Origin of the sequence: Streptococcus sp. 1055 (assembly GCF_013276815.1) — a bacterium.
GTDB classification, from domain to species: Bacteria; Bacillota; Bacilli; order Lactobacillales; family Streptococcaceae; genus Streptococcus; species Streptococcus pseudopneumoniae.
Genome location: NZ_VMLT01000153.1, coordinates 1 through 4,497 on the forward strand (window position 1 = coordinate 1; position 4,497 = coordinate 4,497).

The following is a 4,497-nucleotide window of genomic DNA, read 5'->3' on the forward strand; positions in this document are numbered from 1 at the left end:
AACAGCTAAACGTCATCAACTAAATAGTGAAAAATATCTATCCTATCTTCTAGAATGTCTTCCAAACGAGGAAACTCTCGTAAACAAAGAGGTTTTAGAGGCTTATTTACCATGGACTAAAGTTGTACAAGAAAAGTGCAAATAAGAAATCTCCAGATTAGGAACTATCCGTGAGTTCTCTAGTCTGGAGATTTTTCAATATACTTCGTTATTGGGCGGTTACGGTTGAAGTCAGCTAAGCTCGAGAAAGGACACATTTCGTCCTTTCTTTTTTGATGTTCAGAGTGATGAAAATCCGTTTTTTGAAGTTTTCAAAGTTCCGAAAACCAAAGGCATTGCGTTTGATAAGTTTAATGAGATTATTGGTCGCTTCCAGTTTGGCGTTAGAATAGTGTAGTTGAAGGGCATTGACAATCTTTTCTTTATCCTTTAGAAAGGTTTTAAAGACAGTCTGAAAAAGAGGATGAACCTGCTTTAGATTGTCCTCAATGAGTCCGAAAAATTTGTCAGGCTCTTTATTCTGGAAGTGAAAAAGTAAGAGCTGATAGAGATTGTAGTGGTGTTTCAAGTCTTCTGAATAGCTCAAAAGCTTGTCAAGAATCTCTTTATTGGTTAAGTGCATACGAAAAGTAGGGCGATAAAAACGTTTATCGCTGAGTTTACGACTATCCTGTTGAATGAGTTTCCAGTAGCGTTTAATAGCCTTGTATTCATGGGATTTTCGTTCAAACTGATTCATAATTTGGACACGGACACGACTCATAGCACGGCTAAGATGTTGCACAATGTGAAAGCGATCCAGAACGATTTTAGCATTCGGGAGTGAAACAGTCTGGGAGACTGTTTCAGCCTGAGCCTAGAAATTTGAAAGCGAAGCTGTTTAGCCAAGGCATAATAAGGACTAAACATATCCATAGTAATAATTTTCACTCGACATCGGACGACCCTATCATATTTAAGAAAGTGATCTCGAATGACGGCTTGTGTTCTACCTTCAAGAACAGTGATGATATTGAGCTTATCAAAATCTTGCGCAATGAAGCTCATCTCCATCTCCCGATTGAAACAGTCACTCCCTGGACTGTTTCAACGTCCCAAGACATAATCTTAGGCAGATTTCTAAAATTACACTCAAAGTGGAAGTCATTGAGCTTTCGAATGACAGTTGAAGTTGAGATGGAAAGCTGATGGTCAATATCAGTCATAGAAATCTTTTCAATTAACTTTTGAGCAATTTTTTGATTGATGATACGAGGGATTTGGTGATTTTTCTTGACGATAGAAGTTTCAGCGACCATCATTTTTGAACAGTGATAGCACTTGAATCGACGCTTTCTAAGGAGAATTCTAGTAGGCATACCAGTCGTTTCGAGGTAAGGAATTTTCGACGGTTTTTGAAAGTCATATTTCTTCATTTGACTTCCGCACTCAGGGCAAGATGGGGCGTCGTAGTCCAGTTTGGCGATGATTTCCTTGTGTGTATCCTTATTGATGATGTCTAGAATCTGGATATTAGGGTCTTTGATATCGAGTAGTTTTGTGATAAAATGTAATTGTTCCGTATGATTCTTTCTAATGAGTTGTTTTGTCGCTTTTCATTATAGGTCATATGGGACTTTTTTTCTACACAAAATAGGCTCCATAATATCCATAGGGGATTTACCCACTACAAATATTATAGAGCCATAAGTCTTTGATTTTGAGACTAAGGAGAGTCAGGGTCAAAGTAGTGAATGATTCTGAAACCACTCATAATAGTCTCTTGAGAGGACAGATAAGAGTAACAAATATGGTGCTACTCATGTATCTTGTATTTTGATTTACAAACAGCGAAGAAAATATAGGAAGCTGAAATAAAATATAGATGAATCGATTTGGAGAGTCAACGCAATCTATGGCAATATTTTCGCAGCTAGGGAGAAACATTTTAATTTTAATGTACTAGGCGTCTTCTACAGTTAGCTAGAGTTTCAATTGTAGATGTTCTTTGAAATAATATCTTAGCGATTTATTGGTATTAGAAGATTTAGAGAAATTCTTTCTCAATAAATAAACATGGCGTCACCAAAACTGAAGAAGCGGTAGTGTTCTTGGATGGCATGGTGGTAGGCATCTAAGACTAATTCACGGCCTGCAAAGGCAGAAACCAACATGACCAGAGTTGATTTTGGCAGGTGGAAGTTGGTTGAGAAGGCATCCACGACCTTCCACTCATACCCAGGTTTGATAAAGATATTGGTCCAACCAGAATCTGCTTGGATTTGCCCCTCAAACTTGGAACCAATAGTTTCCAAGGTGCGGATAGAAGTGGTTCCGACAGCGATGACACGACCACCATTTTCCTTAACAGAGCGGAGAGTTGCAGCTGCTTCCTCAGAAAGTTGATAGAACTCTGAGTGCATTTCGTGTTCGTCTAGATTGTCCACAGAAACGGGTCTAAAGGTTCCGAGTCCGACATGAAGAGTCAGATAGACTAGATGAACACCCTTAGCTTGGATTTCTGCTAGCAGTTCTTTGGTGAAGTGAAGTCCAGCAGTTGGTGCAGCAGCTGAGCCGCTTTCCTTGGCGTAAACTGTTTGATAGCGTTCACGGTCATCCAGTTTTTCGTGGATATAAGGTGGCAGCGGCATTTCACCCAGACTTTCCAAAACTTCTAGGAAAATTCCGTGGTATTCGAAGCGGACAATGCGGCCTCCGTGGGTCAATTCTTCTGTAATGACAGCGCTGAGGCGACCATCACCAAAGCTGATACGAGTACCGACCTTGAGGCGTTTGGCAGGTTTAGCCAGAACTTCCCACTCATCTCCAGCAGTATTTTTGAGCAGGAGAAGTTCCACATGGCCTCCAGTTTCTTCCTTTTGACCATAGAGGCGGGCAGGGAGAACGCGGGTGTCGTTCATAACGAGGGCATCACCAGGTTCCAGCATATCAATAATGGAGTGGAAGTGTTTGTCCTGCATTTTTCCTGTCTCACGGTTGACGATGAGGAGTTTAGAGGCATCTCGTTTTTCAAGGGGTGTTTGGGCAATCAATTCCTCAGGTAAGTGGAAGTCAAAATCAGCTGTATTCATATATCTGTTCATTCTTTCTAAGTTCTAATCCTATCCATTATAACATGTTTCAAGTATAGACGCTCTTTTTTTAGAAATTAAATCGTTTTCACTTGACAAAAATTGGTCTATACCATATAATAAAAATAGATAGAAATGGAGGATGAAAAGATGAAAGTTATTAAAGTTGAAAACCAAATCGAAGGTGGAAAAGTTGCTTTTGAGATTTTGAAGGAAAAATTAGCCAATGGCGCTCAAACCTTAGGGTTTGCGACAGGAAGTAGTCCACTTGAATTTTATAAGGAAATTGTTGAAAGTGACCTCGATTTTTCAAATCTAACCAGTGTCAACCTTGATGAGTATGTAGGCCTTGATGGCGACAATCCACAGTCTTACCGTCACTTCATGCAAGAAAACTTGTTCAACCAAAAACCATTTAAAGAAAGTTTCTTGCCTCGTGGTGTTAAGGATCATGCTGAAGCTGAAGTTGAACGCTACAACCAAATTTTGGCTAACCATCCAGTTGATCTGCAAATCTTGGGAATCGGTCGCAATGGGCATATCGGCTTTAATGAGCCTGGTACTCCATTTGACAGTCAAACGCATCTAGTAGAACTTGACCAGTCTACTATTGAAGCCAATGCGCGCTTTTTTGACAAGATTGAAGACGTCCCAACCCAAGCTATTTCAATGGGGATTAAGAACATCTTGGATGCCAAGTCAATCCTTCTCTTTGCCTACGGTGAGTCGAAAGCAGAAGCCATTGCCGGAACAGTGTCTGGCCCAGTGACTGAGAATCTACCTGCAAGTAGTCTCCAAAATCACCCTGATGTGACCATTATTGCGGATGCTGAAGCGCTTAGCTTACTTGAAAAATAAAAACCAATGTTCTATTGAACGCTTTCAACTCTTGTATAAATGTAAGAAAAAATCAAAATTAAACCGCATTTTTGCTTGACAATTATTCCTTTTACGTGTAGAATAAAATAGATATTGAACTTGAAGGGAGTGAAAAAAATGTCTAAAACAGTAGTACGTAAGAATGAATCTCTTGACGACGCACTTCGTCGTTTCAAACGTGCGGTTACTAAAGCTGGTACTCTTCAAGAAACACGCAAACGTGAATTCTATGAAAAACCTTCTGTAAAACGTAAACGTAAATCAGAAGCAGCTCGTAAACGTAAAAAATTCTAATTTGAAATGAAAGGCTGGAGAAATCTAGTCCTTTTTCTTTTAATACTCTTCGAAAATCTCTTCAAACCACGTCAACGTCGCCTTGCCGTATATATGTGACTGACTTCGTCAGTCTTATCTACAACCTCAAAACAGTGTTTTGAGCAGCCTGCGGCTAGCTTCCTAGTTTGCTCTTTGATTTTCATTGAGTATCAAATACTTCCCGCAACTCAACAAGTATCTTTGAATCTCGGTCAGACATTTCAGTACCTGA

Annotated in this window: 3 protein-coding genes and 2 pseudogenes; 3 read left to right on the forward strand and 2 right to left on the reverse strand. The window is 39.7% G+C overall.

Annotated features, from left to right (window positions below):
- A pseudogene (locus tag HT699_RS11140) lies at positions 1-145 on the forward strand (transposase domain-containing protein); the annotation flags it as partial.
- Positions 146-235: 90 nt separating this feature from the next.
- Here the strand turns inward: HT699_RS11140 and HT699_RS11145 are convergent.
- Positions 236-1,577: pseudogene (locus HT699_RS11145) on the reverse strand (ISL3 family transposase).
- A 465-nt stretch (positions 1,578-2,042) separates the two neighbouring features.
- The gene (queA, locus tag HT699_RS11150; protein WP_001090168.1) at positions 2,043-3,071 is read right to left on the reverse strand and encodes a tRNA preQ1(34) S-adenosylmethionine ribosyltransferase-isomerase QueA; all 1,029 of its coding nucleotides are present in this window, start codon (positions 3,069-3,071) and stop codon (positions 2,043-2,045) included.
- Between the two features lie 150 nt (positions 3,072-3,221).
- On the opposite strand from queA, the gene HT699_RS11155 reads away from it, so the two are divergent.
- Both HT699_RS11155 and rpsU read left to right on the forward strand, forming a co-directional pair.
- Positions 3,222-3,929 (forward strand): glucosamine-6-phosphate deaminase, encoded by a 708-nt coding sequence (locus tag HT699_RS11155; RefSeq protein ID WP_138706220.1) that lies wholly within the window; start codon positions 3,222-3,224, stop codon positions 3,927-3,929.
- A 138-nt stretch (positions 3,930-4,067) separates the two neighbouring features.
- The gene (gene rpsU, locus HT699_RS11160; protein ID WP_000048054.1) at positions 4,068-4,244 is read left to right on the forward strand and encodes a 30S ribosomal protein S21; all 177 of its coding nucleotides are present in this window, start codon (positions 4,068-4,070) and stop codon (positions 4,242-4,244) included.
- Positions 4,245-4,497 lie beyond the last annotated feature (253 nt).

Excerpts from the sequence above, each read along its gene's own strand:
- HT699_RS11155 (WP_138706220.1), top strand. The coding sequence starts at position 3,222 with ATGAAAGTTATTAAAGTTGAAAACCAAATCGAAGGTGGAAAAGTTGCT.
- queA (WP_001090168.1), bottom strand. The coding sequence starts at position 3,071 with ATGAATACAGCTGATTTTGACTTCCACTTACCTGAGGAATTGATTGCC.
- rpsU (WP_000048054.1), top strand. The coding sequence starts at position 4,068 with ATGTCTAAAACAGTAGTACGTAAGAATGAATCTCTTGACGACGCACTT.